The sequence below is a fragment of the Mycoplasma zalophi genome, from assembly GCF_018914005.1.
Classification (GTDB): Bacteria; Bacillota_I; Bacilli_A; order Mycoplasmatales; family Metamycoplasmataceae; genus Metamycoplasma; species Metamycoplasma zalophi_A.
Map to the genome: position 1 here is coordinate 142,286 of NZ_JAHMHI010000001.1, position 21,318 is coordinate 163,603.

12 protein-coding genes are annotated in these 21,318 nt (G+C 26.3%); 1 reads left to right on the plus strand and 11 read right to left on the minus strand.

Going from position 1 to position 21,318, the window contains the following annotated elements; translation table 4 throughout:
- The first annotated feature begins 354 nt into the window (after positions 1 to 354).
- Positions 355 to 942 carry an MAGa4850 family ICE element protein gene (locus KQ877_RS00710; protein ID WP_216535727.1) on the plus strand — a complete coding sequence of 196 codons (588 nt, stop codon included), beginning with the start codon at positions 355 to 357 and terminating at the stop codon, positions 940 to 942.
- Positions 943 to 1,176: 234 nt separating this feature from the next.
- Here KQ877_RS00710 and KQ877_RS00715 read toward each other — a convergent pair whose 3' ends face one another.
- From KQ877_RS00715 to rplJ, 11 genes are all read right to left on the minus strand, one after another.
- Positions 1,177 to 1,341, minus strand: a complete 165-nt coding sequence (locus tag KQ877_RS00715) for a hypothetical protein (RefSeq protein ID WP_216535728.1) — start codon at positions 1,339 to 1,341, stop codon at positions 1,177 to 1,179.
- Positions 1,342 to 1,479: 138 nt separating this feature from the next.
- A complete protein-coding gene (locus KQ877_RS00720; protein WP_216535729.1) occupies positions 1,480 to 1,758 on the minus strand; it encodes a hypothetical protein in 279 nt (92 codons plus the stop codon).
- A gap of 444 nt (positions 1,759 to 2,202) precedes the next feature.
- Entirely contained in the window at positions 2,203 to 3,435 is a 1,233-nt protein-coding gene (tyrS, locus tag KQ877_RS00725) for a tyrosine--tRNA ligase (RefSeq protein ID WP_216535730.1), read from the minus strand.
- Between the two features lie 284 nt (positions 3,436 to 3,719).
- Positions 3,720 to 6,347 (minus strand): DNA topoisomerase IV subunit A, encoded by a 2,628-nt coding sequence (parC, locus tag KQ877_RS00730; protein WP_216535731.1) that lies wholly within the window; start codon positions 6,345 to 6,347, stop codon positions 3,720 to 3,722.
- 8 nt (positions 6,348 to 6,355) lie between these two features.
- Complete coding sequence (gene parE, locus KQ877_RS00735) at positions 6,356 to 8,266, minus strand: DNA topoisomerase IV subunit B (protein WP_216535732.1); 1,911 nt, start codon at positions 8,264 to 8,266, stop codon at positions 6,356 to 6,358.
- A gap of 170 nt (positions 8,267 to 8,436) precedes the next feature.
- Positions 8,437 to 10,968, minus strand: a complete 2,532-nt coding sequence (locus KQ877_RS04095) for a lipoprotein 17-related variable surface protein (protein WP_216535733.1) — start codon at positions 10,966 to 10,968, stop codon at positions 8,437 to 8,439.
- Between the two features lie 60 nt (positions 10,969 to 11,028).
- Complete coding sequence (locus KQ877_RS00745; protein ID WP_216535734.1) at positions 11,029 to 12,006, minus strand: hypothetical protein; 978 nt, start codon at positions 12,004 to 12,006, stop codon at positions 11,029 to 11,031.
- A gap of 160 nt (positions 12,007 to 12,166) precedes the next feature.
- On the minus strand, positions 12,167 to 16,537 hold the full coding sequence (rpoC, locus tag KQ877_RS00750) for a DNA-directed RNA polymerase subunit beta' (RefSeq protein WP_216535735.1): 4,371 nt from the start codon (positions 16,535 to 16,537) through the stop codon (positions 12,167 to 12,169).
- A gap of 1 nt (position 16,538) precedes the next feature.
- On the minus strand, positions 16,539 to 20,126 hold the full coding sequence (gene rpoB / locus KQ877_RS00755; RefSeq protein ID WP_216488838.1) for a DNA-directed RNA polymerase subunit beta: 3,588 nt from the start codon (positions 20,124 to 20,126) through the stop codon (positions 16,539 to 16,541).
- Positions 20,127 to 20,262: 136 nt separating this feature from the next.
- Positions 20,263 to 20,634 carry a 50S ribosomal protein L7/L12 gene (gene rplL / locus KQ877_RS00760; RefSeq protein WP_216535736.1) on the minus strand — a complete coding sequence of 124 codons (372 nt, stop codon included), beginning with the start codon at positions 20,632 to 20,634 and terminating at the stop codon, positions 20,263 to 20,265.
- A 25-nt stretch (positions 20,635 to 20,659) separates the two neighbouring features.
- Complete coding sequence (gene rplJ, locus KQ877_RS00765) at positions 20,660 to 21,157, minus strand: 50S ribosomal protein L10 (protein ID WP_216488834.1); 498 nt, start codon at positions 21,155 to 21,157, stop codon at positions 20,660 to 20,662.
- Positions 21,158 to 21,318 lie beyond the last annotated feature (161 nt).

Genomic DNA, 21,318 nt, shown 5'->3' on the forward strand with positions numbered 1-21,318 from the left:
TAAATGTTTAATTTTGCCTAAACTGAAGATATTTTTATCAGTATGAAATACCTGAAGATCAAAAAAATATGACCCATGCTAGTATGATCAAAAACCTAAAAACACGCGGATTTTAGACATATGGTATGAGTTAAAAATGGTAGAAAAGAAGCACACAAAAATTTAACAAATTTATCTAAAAAGATAAATCAAAAACCATAATGTTTATCAATAAAATTTCAACAGAGCTCGATAAAAATATTGCTTTTGTGTCAAAAAAAAGGTGTTTATTTAAACTTGGAGAGATCACAAAATAAAAAAGATTTTTAAATTGAATGTAGGTTATTTATGAGTGTATGAAGTGAATTAAAGATAATGGAGAATGAATGCGACTATAAGAGCATCAAAGATTTTTATAACAATTTAAATTTTGAAAATAAATACAACCAGAAAAAATATGACAAGCAAAATTTAGATCACATTAGAAAATTCATAAAAAGTGGAAAACTTGTTATTTCTGAAAGTTGAAAAAATAAATTATCTGGAGATCTTGTTTTATTAAAAATTTTTATAACAATTAGAATCTACAGAAATTCAAATATTAATCTTTCTAAAAATGATTTAATTAGCGAACTTGGATTTAAGAAATCTACTGTTAATTTAGCGATTAAAAAAATGGTAGATTTAAATATCTTAGATGAAGCATTTTTAAAAGAAAAAAATCTTCTAAAATTGAAAAAAATTAATCTTAGAAAAAAGGGTGAAATTTATGTAGTTATCAAGGGTGGTAATGCAATGAAAATTTTACTTTTATTAGGATTAAAATCTGCATGATGATTTACGATTGAAAAATTTAAATCTAAAGCTCTTTTTGGTAAAAAATTCTCTTCACATAAATTAAGTCAAAAAATAGTTTTACAGAATAATTTTAAAAGTGAAAGATATTTAATTCTGAAATTTTAATTAGGTAAAAAATGAGTCATGTATATGGACATGTAGTTTAATGCAAAACGTGCTTTGTTTACAACGCAATTCTGGTTCAAATCCAGATAAGTCCTCCAATTATATAAAGGTATAAACATGATTCTAATTAAAAACAATGTTAAATATTTTTAAAAAAAATGAAAAACTACTTGCTTTAGTGGTGCTTTTAACTTTGGAATTTTTGAAAAAATCATGAATTTTTTGCAAGATGTATTATTCTTCTGTTGTGGCCTCTCTAAACACAACTAAAGAAAAATCATTGGTTCTTATTCGTAAAACATTTTTATAAGATTCAATGTAACCTAATACTACAAAGTCATAAATTTTATCTTTATTTTTATATCTGAAAATACTTGTTTGTTCCTTTCATTGATTCACTGCTTTTACTTTTATAAGTAAACTAAAACAAATTCCATTTTGAGTTTGGATTTCTTTGTTTTTTAATTTTACTTTTCTGTAAAAAATAAATAATTCATTTTCATCTGATTTGTTCAGGGGATTATTTATAGACCTTCTTTAAAATAATGTTCCAAAATTGTTTGTATATATTTTTTTTGTATTTGTATAATTGTTATTATGAGTAATTGTTATTTCATTCAATTCTTCTTTTTTTATAGGTTTTGATAATAAATTTAATACTGATTGAAGTCTATCGCTTATTTGGTCTTTTGTGAATAATTTTTGAATATATTTTTTTGTATTTTGAGATTCATAATTATATAAAAATGTGCAACTATATACATGAATTGATGGTGGATATTTTGATAAAAAAGCTCATCTTTTTTTTAGTTTCATGAGTAAATCTTAATTTAACCTCTTTACATTCGGGGCAAAAAATTTTATCATAATATTTTATAATATTGTTCGAGTGTTTACATTCATTTTCAATAACAAACAAATTATAAATCATACCATCACCACTATAATAAAAACTTTCAAAAGTTCTATTCATATTTTACACCTCATTAAATTATAAAGTTTATATTACTTTTAAAGTGATATACTACCATAACGATTTGATTTATATTTCTCTTTTGTTTTTTATCTAGATCTCAACAATAATATTTATTTTTTCTTCATTGTATATTAAAAACTGTATTAATGCTGTTTTAAAATCCGTTCGATCAATAATTTTGCAATATTTAACTTTTTGTTGTTCAAATGTAAAATGTTTTGACACAAAAATAATACTTCTTTATTTTGAAGTGTCAATTTTTTTACCTAACTTACTTGTGCATTTTAAATATTATTTTTAATAATAATAAATTCTTTTTTACCCTTTTTTAAAATAGCATATTTATTATCAAAATTATTAAATGTAATTTTTTGATTCTCATCTTCTATTTGGTTTGAATCAATGCTTAGAGCTTTATTATTTAAAAATTCTCTAAATTCTCTTCTACTGCTTAATATTTTATTTTCAACTATAAAATCAATAATAGATTCATTTTTATATTCAAATGTTCTTAAAAAACCTTGTAATAAGTTAATATCTTCTAATGTTAAATCTAAAATATTATTTTTAAATAATTTATCAGAAATTTCAACACATTTTTGAGCTGTTTCTTTTCCGTGAATAATAGCTGTAGTTTCAAAAGCAAGAGTTTTTTGAGCTAATCTTAACTTGGGATTTTTAGTATGTTCATATATGATGTTTTTTATTTCAGAAGTTTCTAAAAAAGTAAGTCAATTCAATAATTTTTCAACATCATTATCACTTTGATTTAATAAATATTGATAAACATTATAAGGGCTGGTTAATTCTTTATCTAATCATAAACTACCACCACCAGAACTTTTTCCTATTTTATTACCATTAGCATCTGTTAAAAGATTACTAGTAATTGCCAATGCTAAATGATCATCTCCATGAAAATTTTTAATAAATTCTAATCCTGTTGTTATATTTCCTCATTGGTCACTTCCACCCATTTGTATGCAAACATTTTCATTTTCATATAAATATTTAAAATCTCAACCTTGAATTAATTGATAGGAAAATTCAGTAAATGTCATACCATGTGCTAATCTTTGCTTAACAGAATCTTTTGCTAACATATAATTTATATTAATTTTTGTTCCAACAAGTTTTAAAAAGTCAGCTATGTGCATATTTTTATAAAACTCTAAATTATCAATAACTTCAAGCCCAAAACTTTCAAGTTGTTTAATTATATGATTTTTGTTATCTAAAAGTGTCTTGGCATCTAAAAATTTTCTTTCACTATCTCTAAAACTTGGATCACCAATCATTCCAGTAATTCCACCAACTAAAGCAATTGCTCTATAACCTTGCTTTTTAAATCTCATTAAATTAATGATATGAATAAAATTACCTAAATGTAAGCTTTTAGCAGTAGGATCAAAACCAGTATAAATTGCATGATTTGTGTTGATTTTGTTTAATTTCTCAGTATTTGAAATATCTTTTAGTATTTTTCTTTCAATTAAATCATCAATAACTTTTTTCATAAAACTCCTTTAATATAATAATTTTATATTAAATTTATACATTTTTATTTAGATAATATAAATAAAAAAATATTAACTCTAAGGTTAATATTAAATTATTTAATAAATGTTTAATTATCTTAGTTAGAAGATGCTAATTTTTGTGCTCTTCTTAAGTCACGTGCTTGTTCTTTTGCTAATTTTTTAGCTCTTTTTTCTGCACGAACTTTATTTCTTAGTCTAATTTCTTTACGCATATTAAGCCTCCTAAAATGTTATAAATAATATTATAAATGATAAAGCAATTATTTTGCTTTTTTAAGAGCAGAATTGATTAATTCATCTACATCTAATCATTCAGCTCTTTTGATTGTTTCTTCGCTATTTTGTTTTGGTTTTTGTTCTAAAAGAACAGGTTTTTCTATTTCTTTTGGTATTTCTTTTTTTGGTTTTTCTAATTGAATATTTTCGGTGTCATTATATAAAAAATCTTTTGAATTAGAATCTATGTTTTTATTATAAATAAATCTACCTAAATTATTGATACTTATTTTTGGATTGCTAAAGTTTTCTTGTACATTAGAAGTTGAAATATTATTTGTATTATAAACATTAATTTTATTTTCATTATCTAAGTAATAAAATTCTAAGTTTTTTTGGAATTTTAAAGCATCTATTACTGAAAATGGTACTGTTTTTAAAGGTCAATACAACACTTTTGCGACATTTTGTCTTTTTACTTCTTTAATGTTTTTAGCAGCAATTCTTTTAAATTGTCCACGATTATTTGCAAGAATTAATTCATCTTCATCACTTAATAATTCAATTTTGTTAACTGAATTTTCAAATAATTTCACAGCAGTAATTCCGCTTGCTTTTAAAGAATAAATTGGTATTTGAGTTTCATCAAAAAAATGATATAAACCATCATTCAAAATAAAAATAACTTTTTTATCATTTGTTGATATTTTAACATCAATAATTTCATCATTTGATTTTATTTTCATGCAATTGAATTTTCGTGCAGTTGTTTGCGAAAATTCTGCTAACTTAACTTTTTTAGCGGCACCTCGTTTAGAAACTGCTAAAAATAATAAATTAAGTGATAAATCTTCAATGTTAAATACACTTATAATTTTTTCATTATCAGATAATTTTACATAATCACTTATATGATAACCTAAATCTTTTCAACCTGAATCTTTTAATGTAAATGCATCTAAAATAAAATAATTACCTTGTGATGTAAAACACAGTAATTTTGAGTGCGAATTAATGTTTGAAATATACTGAATTACATCATTTTCTTTAATACCAAATGTGCTAATTTCGTTAGCTGAATATATTTTCTGTGAAATTTTTTTAATGTATCCATCAACTGTTACATAACATCAAAAATCTTCACTTTTTACTAAATCTTTTTCATTTATATTAATTTCAATATTTTCAGCAGAAATTTCACTGCGTCTTTTGATTCCATATGTTTGTTTTATATTAACTAAAAGATCAATTAAATATTTTTTAAAGTCTTCTTCATTGTTTAATAAATTAGAAATTCTAGAAATTTCTGATTCTAATCTAATTTTTTCTTCTAAATATTGTTGTTGATCCATTTTTGATAATCTATATAAACGTAATTCAGCAATTGCAGTCGCTTGAATTTCTGTAAAATCAAAAATTTTGATTAAATTTTCAATAACACCTTTTTTAGAATTATCTGAATTTTTAATTACTTCAATAACTTGATCAGATATTTCAGATACTTTAATAAATCCCAAAATAATTTCTAATCTTTTTGATAATTTTTCAAAATCATATTGAAGACTTAATTGTTCACAATTTTTTAAATGTTCGATATAAATTTCTAAAAGTTCTTTAATTCCTAATAATTTAGGTGCATTATCTGAAATAGCAACCATATTGTAGTTATAATAAACTTTTAAATCTGTTTTTTGGTATAAAAAATCTAAAATAGCTTTTGCATTTGTGTCTTTTTCTAGTTCAATATAAATACAAATACCTTCACGATTAGATTGATCTCTTACTTCTTTAATACCATTAATAGTTTTATTAATAATTAAATTTTGAATTTGTTTAACTAGTTCGATTTTTATAACACCATAAGGAATTTCTTTAACTTCAAGGCCGATTATTCCATTATTTTTATTAGTATCAAAATTTATTTTTGAATAAATTGAAATTTTACCTTTTCCAGTTTCAAAAGCTTCTTTAAAACCATCAATGTCACTTATTGTAGCACCAGTAGGAAAATCAGGACCTTTAATAATTTTTTGTAATTTTTGTAAGGTAATTTCTGGGTTTTTAATAATTTCAATACTTGCATCTAAAAGCTCATTTAAATTATGTGGTGGAATATCAGTTGCATAACCTTCTGCAATACCTTTTGCACCATTTGCAAGCAGATTAGGAAATAATGCAGGTAATACAGTGGGTTCATACTCAGAATCATCAAAATTTGGAACAAAAGAAACAATTTTTTTATCGATATTTCCTAAAAGTAAACTAGAAATTTTTTCTAATCTTGTTTCAGTATAACGCATAGCTGCAGCTGGATCATCGTCAATAGATCCTTTGTTTCCATGCATTTCAACAACAGGAAGAGCCATTTTTCATTCCTGTGACATTCTTATTAGTGCTTCATAAATACTACTATCACCATGGGGATGATACTTACCAATTACTTCCCCGACAACTCTTGCAGATTTTTTAAAAGGTTTATCATGAGTTAAATTCATTTGGAACATACTAAATAAAATTCTTCTTTGAACAGGTTTTAAACCATCACGAGCATCAGGAATTGCTCTTTGTTGGATGATATATTTTGAATATCTGCTAAAACCTTGTGACATAATTGTATCTAGGGATTGATTTATTATTTTTTCAATAATTTCATTATTTTTAATTTTAGCCATGTTATTCCTTAAATTTTAAAATCATCTTCAATACTGAAGTCAATATTGCTTTCAATTCATTGTTTTCTTGGTTCTGAATTTTTTCCCATAAAAATTGAAACTCTTTTTTCTGCTTTTATTGCATCATCAACTGTTACTTTAATTAATGTTCTTGTTTGAGGATTCATTGTTGTTTCTCATAATTGATCCGCATTCATTTCCCCTAAACCTTTATATCTTTGTATATTATATGAACTAAATTGTTCAACTGTAGGTTTTAAATCTTCTTCTAATCAAACGTATTCAATTGTATTTGTTTGTCTTGCTTTAGTTCCAGAAACTTTAAATAAGGGAGGTAAAGCAATATAAATGTTTCCATTTTCAATTAATTGTTTCATGTATCTAAAGAAAAATGTTAATAAAAGAATTTGAATATGAGCTCCATCTGTATCAGCATCTGTCATAATTATGATTTTGTCGTATTGAAGATTTTTTATATTAAAATCATCTGCTAAACCAGTACCTAAAATATTTATAATAGTTGCTAATTCTTCATTTTTTAAAATATCTAATAATTTTTCTTTTTCGGCATTAACAACTTTACCTTTAAGTGGTAAAATTGCTTGAGTTTTGGAATTACGACCTTGTTTTGCTGAACCACCCGCTGAATCACCTTCGACTAAAAACAATTCTCTTTCTTTTGCATTTTTAGATTGAGCTGGTGTTAATTTAGAACTTATTAATTTTTTATTATCTAATTTACTTTTAACTTTTCTTATTTCATTTCTTGCATTTTTTGCTGCGTTTCGTGCATCATATGATTTTTTAATTTTGTTTAAAATTTTTTGTGCTTCGTTTTTGTTTTCAATTAAAAAATGTCTAAATTTATTAGATAATAATTCTTCTAATGCTTCACGTGCCTGAGGTGTACCTAATTTATCTTTAGTTTGTCCTACAAATTCCAGAATTTTTTCAGGCACTTTAAGACTAATAATAGCACTTAAACCTTCTCTTATATCAGATCCATCAAAAGATTTATTTTTCATAAATCCTTTTTCATTTGCGTATTCATTTATTAATTTTGTTAATGCTGATTTAAATCCGGTTTCATGAGTACCACCATCATGTGTTTTAACGTTATTCACAAATGATAAAATTAACTCTGAATATGTATCAGAGTACTGAAAAGCAACATCAATTTCAATACCCTGATAAGTACCTTGAAATGAAATTACATCACTAATAATATCTTTATTTTCGTTAATAAAACTAATATATTCTTTTATTCCATTTTGAGTTTGATAAGTATTTTCAAAATTGCTAATTTTATCAATAAAATGAATTTTTATTTCAGGAATTAAAAAACTAGTTTCACGCAATTTTTCTATTATTGTATCTTTTGAAAATTTTATTTTTTTAAAAATTAATGGATCAGCTCAAAATTGTATTTTTGTTCCATGTTTTGTTGTTTTTTGTACTTTTGTTGTGTGTTTTGTAATAGTTTCTTGAGAAAACTCTGTAACATATTCATAATTATTTTTATAAACAGTAGCCACTAATTTTGTACTTAAAGCATTTACAACACTACTTCCAACACCGTGTAAACCACCAGATACTTTATATGCATTGCCATCAAATTTTCCACCTGCATGAAGTTCGGTAAAAACTAACTCAACACCAGTTTTTTTTGTTTCAGGATGTATATCAACAGGTATACCACGCCCATCGTCTTCAATAATAACAGAATTATCTTTTTCTAATGTAATACTAATATTTTTTGCATAACCTGCTAATGCTTCATCAAAAGCATTATCTAAAATTTCTCAAACTAGGTGATGTAATCCATTTATATCAGTTGAACCAATATACATTCCAGGTCTTTTTCTAACGGCTTCTAAACCTTTTAAAACTTTTAAATCATTTGAATTATAATTTGACATGTTTTAATTATATAGCAATTTTAAAATTATCAAAATAGCTTACAATTATTGATGATTTTTTACATATTTGACTATAAAATCAAAATAAATAAAAAATCCACCCATAATTATAAATAAGAGTAGATTTGTTTTTTAGTTAATTATTTTTAAATTAATATCGTAAATAAATATTAATTAGATGCATCACTTGCTGAACCAACAAGAGTACCAGAAGATATAGATCATATAGATTTTTGACTTTTTTCTATAATTCCTGTATAAAATTTAAAAATATTTTTTGTTAATTCTTTTAATTGATTTTTTTGTTCTAAATTTAAATTAGTGTTATTCAATATGTCATCAATATTGGATTCTAAGTTTTTTTCATGTCTTGATGTTGAAAATAATATATTTCATCCACCTCGTAAAAGCAATCATCTTCTACCTAAATCACTATTTTCTATATTAGTTCCATTTTTTGATAAATGAGAATTTTGGAAAAGAGAAAAATTTTGTTTTTTACCAAAAAATATAATTTTTCAATCTGTTGCATCATATTTTAAATCATCAATCACTTTATTTGCTTGATCATCAATTGCACTCAAAATCTTTTCAATTATTTCATCTAAATTTTTAACTAATTCAAACTTTTGATCGTTTTTTAAAGCGTCTAAAGCAAGTTTATTTTCAGTTCTTAATTTGGTAAATATTTCACCTATGTGTTCAAAATAATCCACTGTTAACTTACCAAAATTACTTAAATTATCATGACTTAATATTGAATACAATGTTTTAAAGAATCCACCTTCGGGATTAACTATATTTTTTCTTGTTGCAGTTAAAAATACATTTTCATAGGTTTTTGTTGAAATTTTCAATGATGTTAATAAATCATTGTATAGAGTTTTTAGTTCATTGTTGTATCCATAAATTTTATTATATTCTTGTAAAATTGAACTTGCCATTTCATCCATTTTATTGTACAATTCATAAGCTAACTCTTTATGTAACCCAGCTTCTACTTTTTCTTTAGCTTTTTGTAATTTTGCTTTTTTAGTAGTATCTGTATGATTTACATCAAAAGTATTTATAATTTCTTCTTTACTATTTTCAAAAAATTCTTCAAATTCTTTGTCAAATTTTGCCTTTATTTCTTTTTTGTCATTATTTAATGAATTTTTATTTTGTAATCCTGATATGGTAATAGTTTGATTAAATACTAAATCACTAAATTGGGGTTTTAAACTAATAATATCAGCATTAAATGTTATTGTTCCAGCATCTACATTTTTTCAATTTTCATCTGTTTTTATATTATCTAATTTAAAATTGATTGCTTCATATGTAGTTTTTAAATCATCTATATTTAATTCTTCTATATATGTTTTAGATAGTGGTGTTCCATCATTTTTGAAATAATTATTTTTATCTTCTGAAATTGAAGTTAATCTTTGTTTTTCTTCATTTATTTCTTTTTGACGTGTTGTTAAAAAACCTGAAATAATTTCAGTAATAGGTTTTGTTATAATATTTTCTTTTAATGACTCATTGAATTTTTGTAGTTTGTATTCAATATTTATTGTTCCTAAGTCATTATTTTTAGTAATTTGTTTAGCAATAATTTCTACATTTTCCGCAAGATTATTAACTAATATTTGATCATCATTTACATCACTTGGAAGTGTATTTTCTTTATTTTGTGCATCTTTTAATGTGTGCAATTTACCTAATGAATTTAAATATTTTAATGTTTGTTGTCTTTCATCTTCATTATTTGTTAAAAAGTTATTGATAATAAGTTCTTTGGGTTCTGTTTGAATATTTGAATTTTCTTTAGATTGAATTTTAAAATTAATAGTTAATTCACCAGTTTCATCGTTTGTTGTTAATGAGTTGATAATAACGTTATATTTTTCATTATCTATAACTTTAAAATCTGATTCTTTATTTATTTTTGATGGCTTTGTTTCTTGTTTATTAATATCATCTTTTAATTCTAACTTGTTAATTTTACTAAATTCAGAATTTAAGTTATTTAGAATATATTTATCCGTTGTTAAAAAGTTATTAAGAGTAACTTTTCTTTCATTTGAAACAATAGAATCTTTAAATTTACTTTTTAATTTTAAAGTTATATCAATATTGCCTTCATTATCTTTAGCTTCTATATTGACAAAATCCAGTAAATAATTTTCGCTATTGTAGTTTTTTATTTGAAAATTTGTTGTATTAGTAGTAATTTGTGAAGGTAAAAATTGTTTTAATTCTTCTGCTACATCAATTGAAAGATTATTTATTTCTTGATTAATATCTTTTGATATAGTTTTAAAACCTGTAATAGTTTTTGTTATAACATTTGAATTTTGTCAAATGTTTTGATTATCTTTTTGTCTTACATAATATTTAATAGTTAATGAACCATTTTCATCATTTGAAATCATATTTTGAATTTGAAAAATAATTTGATTATTATCTTTGTTTTTTAAAGTAATGTTAGTATAGTTTATATCAGATGCAAAAACATCATTTATGTTATTAATATTTAAAGAAATATCTTTGCTTTTTAAATAAGTATCTAAAGGTGATTCTTTCTTTTCTTGTTCATTTTCTTTTAGGGCATTTGGATTAACAATATTTGGTTGAGCGCATGAGTATAATGCAATCGGACTAAGAGTTAAAATACTCATTGTAGCAGTGCATAAAATAATTTTTTTCTTTTTCATAGTTTTCCTTTAAAAAAATTAGAAGCAACCTTATATAGGTATTGCTCCTAATATCTACAATTATTTAATAATAGTGTTAATAATTTCTACTAATTCTTTTGTTTTCTCTTTTAATAATGTTTCACTTTGTAATGCAATATTAAATAATGTTTCAAATTTAGGGTAAAGAATACCTTTAATTGTGTTGTAATCTTCTTCGTTTGTTAGTAATTCGTGAGCTTTAACTCTTGAATCTTCTTTAAATTTATCTAAAACAGTTTTAAATTTAGCAACTTGTGCTTCAATTCCTTCAGATGCTAAATTATCAAAACTTATGTTTTGAATTTCTGTTATTAATGTTTTAATTTCAGTGTTATAAAATTCGTTCATTTTTTCTATAAAAGTATCAAGTACAGCAATATTTTTTGTACTTTCATTTTCTTTTAGTGAATTAAATACTGATTTTTCTATTCCCTTTATGTTATTTAAGTTTCCATCTAATACTGTTACTAGTGAAAATTTTAAATTATTTAGTGTTTCAACATTTAATTTTCCTTTAACAAATGCAAGACCATCATTAATTTCTTGATCGTTATTTACTGCAACAATTAGTGAATCTAAAATATCTTTTAATTTTTTATTCAAAATACTTGAAGCTTGTGAATACATATTTGTAATTTGGATTAATTGTTCTTCAGAAACTACATCTTTAAGTGTAGTTTGAACTTTTTCAATATTTTTGTTTAAATTATCCAAAATTGAATTTGATAATGTTTCAACTTTGCTTTTAATAGCTGTGTTTTTTGTTGTGTCATTTAGTGATTTTAATTGTTTTCATTCATTTTTAATATTATTATTAAATTCTGCTTTAACTTCTGGTAATGTTTTTTTAGTAATATTTAATTCAATATTAATTTCTTTTTTAGGTGTAATTTTTTGTTCAGGTTCATCTTTTTTAGATGAAATAAGTGAAGTAGTTATAGCAATAGGTGCAATAATTAATCCTAGACTAATTGCAACTCCAATAATATTTGCTAGTGGTTTATTTTTTGATTTCATTTTTTTCTCCATAATGTTTTATTCTTGTAAATAATGGAAAAATTATATTACTTTTTAATAAAAAGATTTAATATATTCGCATATTATTGATTTTTGCATAAAATAATTCCCAAAAATAAAATGAAATCTGTTATTTAAACAAATTTCATTTTCTTATTAATTATTCTTCTTCGGAAGTTTCTTCATCAAAAATTTCTTCTTCTGCTTCGCTTTCAGATTCAATTTGATTTTTAATTTCATCTAAATCATTTTGGAATTGATATGAAGCTTCATTAATGAAATCTAAATTTAGATTTTCTTCAGTTTCATTTGTCGTAAAGTAACTTATTGATGGTTTTATATTGTATTTTACTGTATTTGCAGCTTGTGCAAAGTTTGTTCCTGCTGGAATTTTTTTACCGACTATAATATTTTCTTTTAGACCTTCTAATGGATCTACTTGATTAGAAATGGCTGCATGAACTAATATTTTAGTTGTTTCTTGATATGAAGCAGCTGCTAAGAATGAATCAGAAAGTAATGGGGTTTGTTTTGCTCCTTTAATGATTACATTACCATATGGAGGTTTTTTACCTTCTGAAAGTAATTTCCCAGCTTCATCTTGATAATCAAAAATATCAACAATAGCCCCAGCAAAGAATTTACTATCTCCCGCATCATAAATAACAACTTTTGACATCATTTGACGAACAATTATTTCAATATATTTATCACTAATAGCTATACCTTGAGAACGATAGATTTTTTGAATTTCTTTTAATAAATAATTTTGTACTGCATGAGCATCTGCAATTTGTAATAGATCTTTTAAAATAATTGGACCTTCTGAAAGTTTTTGTCCTATTCTTACTTGATCCCCTACTGCTACTCTTAGTTTTTTCTTAGTATAAACAGCTTCATTTTTAATTGCTGTTTGTTTTTGTGAATTTTGATATTCAATTTTAATTACAAAATGACTATCATCTGAACCTTGAGCAATTTCAATAACTTTTCCATTTACAGGACTAATTACTGCAGGCGTTCCTCATGGTTGTTCATAAGCATCTATTAATTCGATTAAACGAGTAAACCCACCGGTAATATCTTCAACACCAGCAACCCCACCTGAGTGGAATGTACGCATTGTAAGTTGTGTTCCAGGTTCCCCGATACTTTGAGCTGCAATAATTCCTACAGCTTCTCCGATATTTACTAATCTATTTGTTGCTAAATCTTTACCAAAACAGTGTTTACATACACCATTACGTGTATTACATCCAAAAATTGAACGAATTTCAACTTCTTTTATTCCTTCATTTTTAATTCTCTTAGCAATTTCTTGACTAATTAATTTATCTTTAGCAATAATTAAATTTCCGTGTTTATCATAAATATCTTTATTTGTAAAACGACCTTCAATTCTATCTACTAATGAAACAATTGTTTGTTGTGTTTTGGTATCAATTATATCTCTTATAATGAATCCATAATCACTACCACAATTTTCTTCTTTTACAACTATATTTTGAGCAACATCTACTAAACGACGTGTTAAGTAACCACTTTTTGCAGTATTAAGCGCGGTATCTGTTAGACCTTTACGAGCCCCATGGGTTGATGAATAGAACTCATAAGCTGTTAATCCTTCAAGGAATGAACTTTTAACAGGAACTTCAACTGTAGATCTAACAACACGGTCATTTTTAGCATCGGCTTTTAGGGTTTTGGTATTATTGGCCATAAGTCCACGCATACCAGCTAATTGAACATAGTTATTAATTGTTCCCCTAGCACCTGAATCAATCATCATGATAACTGGGTTTTCAACATTATCTTTTATAACTTGTTTTAATTCTTGTTGGATATTTTCTTTAACTTCTGTTCATTTTTTGATTGTTAAGTTATATCTATCATCGTCAGTTAATTCTCCACTTTGATAGAATTCTTTTAATTTTTCAATATATTCATCACCTTCTTGAATATATTCTTGTTTTTTATCGGTTTCAATAATATCATTAATTGAAATACTTATTCCACTAATTGTTGAATATTTGAATCCTAGTTCCTTAATTCTATCAAGAATAGATGCAACTATATTTGTATATTTAAATCAAACACCATCTAAAATTTTAGCTTTTTCTTTTGCATTAACTACAACAGGGTTTTCTCCCTCTTTTACAATTTTATTTGCATTGTAATTTAACTCAAATTCTTCTTTTGTGAATCTTGCTAATAATTTAGCATGAATTGATGATAATTTTTCACCACGATAATTATCGATTTTAATAAATTCTGTCATTACTTCGTGATAATTATCTGCAGTTATATTATTAATAACTTTTGCAATATCTTCGATTGTAATTGAACTTACATATTGATTAAATGCTAAACGAACGATTTTAGCAATATTTTTCTTTGTGAAAGCTTTTTGGATAGGGCTTTCCATTTTAATAAATTCATAAATGTTTTGACGTGGTTTTAAAATAAATTGACGTGAATAACGTTTAATTTCTTCAAGATCGTCTGAAAAGTCCCCACTATGAATAAAAGGGAATGATTTAGGGAAAACGCTATTGAAAATAAATTTACCAACACTACTTACTATATATTTATCATCTGGATTATAAAAGTCTAATTTTTCTTTAATAGCATCAATTGGTAATGCAACACGAGCGTGAAGATCAACTTTTTTCTCTTCATATGCTCTCATCATGTGTTCAAAATTACTAAAGAATCTTCCTTCACCTTTTGCTTCACGTTTTTCTAATGTTAGATAATATAGTCCTAAAATCATATCTTGTGATGGGTTAATAATAGGTTCTCCATCTTTAGGTCCTAAAATATTTTTATTTGCTAACATTAATTCCCTTGCTTCTAAAAGAGCTGCTTCAGAAACTGGTACGTGAACTGCCATTTGATCCCCATCGAAATCGGCGTTAAATGCGGCACAAACTAATGGGTGTAGACGCATAGCTTTTCCTCTAACTAAAACAGGTTCAAAAGCTTGAATACTTAAACGGTGAAGCGTTGGAGCACGATTAAGTAAAACTAATCTTCCCTTAATAGCTTCAGCTACGTGAGGTCAAATAATTGAATTTTCATCTTCTATTAATTTTTTAGCTTGCTTAATTGTACTTACAACTTCTTTTTCAATTAAACGGTTAATAATTCATGGTTCAAATAATTTTGCAGCCATTTCACGTGGTATTCCACATTGGTGCATTTTTAAATTTGGGCCAACAACTATAACACTACGCCCTGAATAGTCAACACGTTTTCCTAGTAAGTTTTGTCTAAAACGACCTTTTTTACCAGTAAGTGCATCTGAAATACTCTTAAATGGACGGTTATCTTTACTTAAAACAGGACTTGGACTACGACGAGCATTATCGATTAAAGCATCAACAGCTTCTTGAATCATTCTTAATTCGTTTTGAATTAATAAAACTGGAGCTTGTTTTTCTTGTCATTGTTTTAAACGATTATTTCTAATAATTACACGACGGTATAATTCATTAATATCAGATGTAGAGTGACGCCCTCCATCTAATTGAATTAGTGGACGTAAGTCAGCAGGTATAACTGGTAAATCATAAATCAACATAGAAGTTGGTTCTTGACCACTTTCTATAAATGAATTAATAACTTGTAAACGTTTATATAATTTTTCACGACTTGTTTTAAGGGTAGAAGTTATTTGTCCATTTGCATATTCTTCTTGATTAATTTTTTGAATTGCGTCAGAAACTTCTTTTTGTTCCTTGTGCAAGTCTATTTTTTTAAGTAAATATTCAATTGCTTCTGATCCAGTTCCAATTTTTGCATCTGAATATTCTTCAATAATATCATTGAATTCATAAAAGTCAATTCCATGGTCTTGACCAATTTTTGATTCTGATTTTTCAATAACAGATGCTATTGCTTCATCAATTTCTTCTCTTTCTTCACTACCTTCTTCATAATTTAAGGCAATTTCATTAAGAGCTTCATGATAAATTGGACCAGCGTTATTTATATCAATGATTTTATTTTTAGGTAAACTTGATAATCCACCACTTTCTAAAACAATATGACTTTTGTAATAGATTAAGTTTTCAAGATTTGAACGTTTAACGTATTCTTGTGTTCCTTCAACTTTTAATCCTAATAATTTAGCTAAAATTGAGTGATCAACTTTAAAGTATCAAAAGTGAACAACAGGGCTATTTAAATGAATATGTCCCATGTGATTACGACGAGCTATTTTAGGTAAAATTTCTGGTCTTTCAATTCTACAAAGTTCAGTTCTAACACAAACATTAACTTCATTAACTTTTTTATATTTATGACCACAAATTGGACAACGATAGTCAATCATTGGTCCAAAAATTAACTCATCAAATAACCCATGACGTTCTGGTTTATATGATTTATAGTTAATTGTTTCAGGTTTTGTAACTTCCCCGTGACTTCAAGTTCTTATATCTTCTGAAGTTGCAAGCGCTAGAGATATTTTTTCAATTTTATTTTCATCTAAATTTGCATATTTACGGCTTTTAGGTGTATTAGACATATTAATTATCTCCTTTTGCTTCTTGATTGTTTTGTGTTTTTTCAGTTCTTTCGTGAACTTCTAGTTTTATTCCTAATCCTCTTAATTCATAAGCAAGAACGCTAAATGATTCAGGCATTCCAGGTGTAGGAATTTTTGTTCCAGTTGCTAGCGCGTTATATAACATATTACGTCCAATTATATTATCGGATTTATATGTTAATAATTCTTGAAGGACATTTGTTGCACCATAAGATTCAATAGCTCATGTTTCCATTTCCCCAAATCTTTGTCCCCCGTTTTGACTTTTTCCTCCTAGAGGTTGTTGAGTAATTAGTGAATAAGGTCCGACACTACGTGCATGCATTTTGTCATCAACCATGTGGTAAAGTTTTAGATAATACATAACTCCCACTGAAATTGGATTGTCAAATGGTTCACCTGTTTTTCCACTATATACTGTCATTTTTCCTGATGGATCAATTCCTGCTTCTTTTTGAATTTCTTGAATTTGTTTATAACTAATTCCATCAAATACTGGAGAAACAAATTTACAATTTAATTTTCTAGCAGCAAGTCCTAGGTGCAATTCAAGCACTTGACCTATGTTCATACGAGATGGTACCCCTTGTGGATTTAATAAAATATCTAATGGTGTTCCATCTGCTAAATATGGCATATCTTCTTCAGGTAAAATGATTGAAACAACCCCTTTGTTACCATGACGCCCAGCCATTTTATCCCCAACTTTGATTTTACGTTTTTGAGCAATTGAAACTTTAACAATCATTTCAATTCCATCTTCTAAATTAGTATCATCTGTATCTCTTCTTAAAACGTCAACAGCAACAACAGTTCCTCCGTGCCCATGTTTAACTTTTAAAGAAGTATCTTTATGAGTTGAAGTTTTTTGACCGAAAATAGCAGCCATTAATTTTTCTTCAGGTGATGGGTTTTCTTCAGCTTTTGGACTAATTCTTCCAACTAAAATATCACCAGGTCCTACTTCTGAACCAATAATAACTATTCCATCTTCACCAAGGAAACGTTTTGAACGATTTGAAGCATTAGGGATATCACTTGTTAAAATATCATCTCCTGCTTTTGAACGACGGAATTGAATAGTTTGTTCTTCAATATGAATTGATGTATAAACATCTTCTTTAACTAGTTTTTCATTTAAGATAACAGCATCTTCATAGTTGTATCCAAATCATGTACTAAATCCAACTAATACGTTTTTACCTAAAGCAAGCTCACCATTTTCCATACTTGGTCCATCGGTTAATAAATCTCCTGCTTTAATTTCTTGTCCAACTTTTACAAGTGGTTTTTGATGAATAACTGTTCCTTGATTTGAACGTTCAAAAGTTCTTAAGAAATAAATTGAAGGTTTCTTTTCGTCGTCGCTTTGAATTCTAATTTCATTTGCATCTACATAAGTTACGATTCCATCTTTTGTTGCTCTAACGTTTGAAGCACTAAATCTTGCAATGTCAGCTTCAACTCCAGTCGCAACTAATGGTGCTTCTGGTTTAATTAAAGGAACTGCTTGACGTTGCATGTTTGAACCCATAAGAGCACGGTTAGCGTCATCGTTTTCTAAAAATGGAATTGCAGATGCTGAAATTGATGTCATTTGTCTACTTGTGACCCCAATATAATCAATTTCTTTTTTATCTAATTCAATATATTCATTATTTTTTCTACTCATTACTCTTTCATCTAATATTTCACCTGTTTCTTCATCAATGTTTATTGATGATTGAGCAAAAGTAAAATTGATTTCTTCTATAGCTGTTAAATATCTAATATCATTAAAATCAACTACTCCATCATTTACTTTGAAATATGGAGTTTGGATAAATCCATAATCATCTATTTTGGCATATGATGCCATATTTAAAATAAGTCCAATGTTTGGTCCTTCGGGTGTTTCAATTGGACATATACGTCCATAATGAGTTGAGTGAACGTCACGAACTTCGAATTGAGCAGTATCACGGTTAAGTCCTCTAGGTCCTAAACTTGTTACACGTCTTTTGTTTGAAATTTCTCCTAGCGGATTTACTTGATCCATAAATTGTGATAATTTTGATGAATTGAAAAATGTTTTCATTTGATTATAAATTGGTTTATTATTAGTTACATTACGTGCTGTAATTTTTTCTAAATCTTTACCAGCAATTTTCTCTTTAGTATTTTTTTCTAATTTTAATAAACCAATTCTTAATTGATTTTGTAATAATTCACCTATTGTAACAATACGTTTGTTAATTAGTGAATCTGGATCATCATCATTTCCAATTCCATGTAATAAATTAAAGTAGTAATTTACAGCTGCAACTAAATCTGGAATAATTAAGTGTTTTTGAGTCGCATTTGGATCATTTCCAATTACTAATAGTGGTTCTTGTCCATTTTCCATTTCTTTTAATGTTGGTCAAATTCTAACCATTGCAACATTCATTCTTTGTGCCAATTCCATAGCTCCTGAAAGTTCTAATTGATTTGCATAAACTAATTCAGAAACATTTGGAATTCTTGTTAAACTAATTTCTCCGTTTTTAAATTGTTCATTTATATCAAGAGCCATTTGTGGAGTTATAAATGTTCCCGCTTTATAAAGAACTTCGATTTCTCCATCTTCATTAGCTGCAGAATGAATATCCTCTGCTAAATATGTATTTGAAATACGATCAATAACATTTAACTTACGATTTAAAGTAAAACGTCCAGTTCTTGTTAAATCATAACGTTTTTCATTAAATAGTATATTAGGAAGTAAGTTTCTACAACTTTCTTCAGTTAAACGATCCCCACGACGAATTAAACGATAAATTAATTCACGTGCAAGTCTTTGATTAATTTCCATATCAGGATCTTTAACTTTATCGCGACGGAAAGTTTCTAATAAAACATCACTGTTTCCAAAAAGTTCTATTGCAGTTTCTTCGCTAATACCTAAAGCTTTTAAAAATGTACTTAAATAAACACCTTTATTTTTATCGATTTTTATTTTTACACTATCAACACTTGTTCCTGTTACTTTATGACTTATTTCAATTCATGAACCGATTTGAGGAATAATTTCTAATTTGTTGAATAGGTCATTAGCTTGTTTATTTCTAACTCCCAATCCATAATATGCCCCAGTTGAACGAATTAATTGACTAACAATAACTTTTTCAGAACCGTTTATAACAAATGTACCTCCATTTGTCATAATAGGAATTTCACCAAAAACAACTTCGTAGTCTTTAATTTCCCCTGTGTTAATGTTATGCTGTCTTAATTTAGCTTTTAATTTACCTGTGTAACTTGATCCTTTTTGTTTAGCAATTTTTATACTTTCAAATTCTGTTCTACTTGGTTGTTCAAATGTAACTGAATTTGGTATGTATTCTATTCTGACTTTTGAAGGTGCTTCAATTGGGTAAATTGATTGTAATTCTTCTTCAATTGTTTTTGTAAAAAATTCATGAATTGATTTTCTTTGCATATCTAGAAAATCAGGTGTTTCAAAAACTTTTGGTGATTTAGAATAATCACGTCTTTGTGTGATTGGTCCGAAGTAACGTTCAGTATATTTTTGTTTTAGTTGTTCCATATGTCACCCTTTTTTGCATTTTATTTAATATTTTGTGTGTAAAATATTCAGTTTTAAGATTAGAATATATTAATATATTCTAATTGTCATATAAATAACAAAAATGGCAAAATTGCCATTTCTTATTTATTTGTTATTAGTCAATAACAACTTCTGCTCCAACAGCAGATAATTTAGCTTTAATGTCTTCAGCTTCGTCTTTTTTAACGTTTTCTTTAATAACTGCTGGTGCGCTTTCAACAAGTTTTTTAGCATCCATTAGTCCTAAACCTGTTAATTCTTTAACAGCTTTAATAACGTTAACTTTTTGATCTCCTGCTGATTTTAATGTTACGTTAAATTCTGTTTTTTCTTCTGCTGCTGCTCCAGCTGCTGGTGCTGCTGCAACTGCAACTGCTGATGGATCGATTCCAAATTCTTCTTTTAATCCTTCAACAAGTTCCATAACTTCTTTAATATTCATTTCTTTTAATGCAGAAACAAATTCTTCTTTTGTTAATTTAGCCATAATAATTTCCTTATAATTTTGTATTTTATTCTTGAATTTTATTTTCATCAACTAACATTTTCATTCCTAGACCTAATTGTCTTATTGGTGTTAGTAATGAGTTTCCTAATATCATTAATGCTTCTTCGTATGATGGAAGTGTTGCTACAACAGCTACTTCTTGAGCATCAATAACACGATTTTCATAAATTCCAGCAACAATTTCTAATGCTTGGAATTTTTTAGCAAAATTTGCAATAACTTTAGCAGCACTAATATCATCATCATTTCCAAACACGTAGATATTTGCACCAACTAAATAATCGTTTAGAGCTTCGTAATTTAATTTACTAGTTGCTTGTTTAACAAGTCTATTTTTGTAAACTTTTAAACTTACACCATGAGCTTTTGCTTCTTTTCTAAGTTCTTGTAGGTTTTCGACGGTTAAACCTTGATATTTAGCTACTACAAGTGATTTAGATTGTTCAATTGCTCTAGTAATTTCATCAACTACTAAAACTTTAGCTTGTCTTAAATCGCTCATTATTTCTCCTTTTATTTTTATTGGACACAATACATTTAGATTTATACTTGGTAACAAATTAAGCTTTTAGCAGTTACTGTCTTCATATATTGCTTTTATATTCTACCACAAATTTAGTGATTTTATGTAGAAAATGATTATTATTTTTAAACTCAAATTTT